This is a genomic window from Kitasatospora cheerisanensis KCTC 2395 (assembly GCF_000696185.1).
GTDB lineage: Bacteria > Actinomycetota > Actinomycetes > Streptomycetales > Streptomycetaceae > Kitasatospora > Kitasatospora cheerisanensis.
Genome location: NZ_KK853997.1, coordinates 1,087,651 through 1,089,284, shown reverse-complemented (window position 1 = coordinate 1,089,284; position 1,634 = coordinate 1,087,651). Strand labels below are relative to the sequence as shown.

1 protein-coding gene is annotated in these 1,634 nt (G+C 70.3%); it reads right to left on the bottom strand.

Going from position 1 to position 1,634, the window contains the following annotated elements; translation table 11 throughout:
* The coding region (locus KCH_RS04785) for a xyloglucanase (RefSeq protein WP_035870780.1) at positions 1 to 1,634 on the bottom strand (1,634 nt) is incomplete at both ends.

Here is a 1,634-nt window from a genome sequence, read left to right as displayed (position 1 = left end):
CTCCACACCGTCGCGGAGCCGTCCGCCGCCAGCGCGACCTGGCCGCCGCCCGTCACGCCGGACGGCTCGGCGGAGGCCGCGAACCAGTTCGCGCCGCCGTCCGTCGAGTAGCCGATGTGCTTGCCCGTCGAGTCCGAGGCGAGGTCGCCGACCCGGACCAGGGTGGCCGGCGTGGACTCGGCGAAGTCGAGCGAGGTGCCGGAGGAGAAGTCCGGCTGGGTGAACATCCGCGAGGGCACCTTCGTCAGGTCGTCGTGCCGGAACCCGCCGAGGTCGCCGAGCGCGCTCAGCAGCGGCGCGCCCGACGGCGGCGAGACCAGGTCGTTGACCGCCGTCTCCTCAAGTCCCTTCACCACGGGGGCGATCGCGACCTTCTGCCCCTTGTCGAACGCGGTCAGGTTCGACGAGCCGTACAGCGTCGCCCCGGTGCCGTACATCATCCGGTCGGAGTCGAACGGGTCGATCTCCAGCGACTCCGTCATCCACCCCAGCTTCGGCGTCTCCTCCGGCGGCGACGGGTTCGCGTTGAACGTCAGCCACGGCACGGAGGAGACGTCGATGCCGTACTGGTCGTCGCGGTTCGGGTAACTCCCGTACGACCAGAACGGCTTCCAGGTCGCGCCCGAGTCGGTGGACCGCCAGATCCGGGTGTCCGGCCACCAGGAGCTGTAGCCCGTCACCATCAGCACGTTCGGGTGCTGCCGGTCGATCGTCAGCCCCGAGTAGCCGAAGTAGTTGTTCGAGCTGTCCGAGGACGGCACCGGGCTGACGTTCGACCAAGTCCCGCTCGCCGAGGCGTACTTCCACACGTCGCCGTGCGCCCCGTCGTACGGACCGCCGGTGTCGCTGTACGAGACGAACAGGTTCCCGCCGGTCGCGTCCAGCACCGCCTTGTGCGGCACCATGCCGGTCGGCTGGCCGCCGATCCTGGTCCAGGTCGAGCCGCCGTCGTCCGAGCGGTACACGCTGTTCTGCTTGTCCGCGACGCCGACGAACATCGTCCGGGTGACGCCGTTCACCGTGCCGCTGCCCTGGTCGAACACCTCCCACAGGATGCCCAGCGGATCGCTCTGGTAGCCCGAACTGTCCGACGGGTCCGGCGCGTAGGTGCCGGTCACCGGGAAAGCGCTTACCCGCGACCAGGTGACCCCGTAGTCGGCGCTGCGCCACAGCCCGTTGCCGCTCGGCGCGCCGAACCACAGCACCGCGTCGTTGTTCGGGTCGATCGCCAGGCGCTCGCCCATGCCGCGCCCCGGCATGTTGCCGCCGACCTTGAACGGCAGCGTGCTGCGCTGCCAGCTCGCCCCCTGGTCGGTGGAGCGGAGGATCGCCCCGTTCGCCGGGTCCCAGCTGTTGGTGTAGCTGCCCGCCGCCAGGTACACCCGCTTCGGGTCCTTGGCGTCGGTGGCCAGACTGGCCACACCCGTCAGGTTCCAGTCCGCCCAGCCGACCGAATCCAGCAGCGGTATCCACTGCTTGGTCGCCGGGTCCTGCCGGTACGCGCCGCCGACATCGGTGCGCGCGTACACCAGACCCTTCTGCCCCTGGTTGAAGACGATGCCCGGGACGAAGCCGCCGCCGCCGATCTGCACGTTGTTCCAGCTGTAGCCGGACGCGGCCGTGGCCGCCGACTC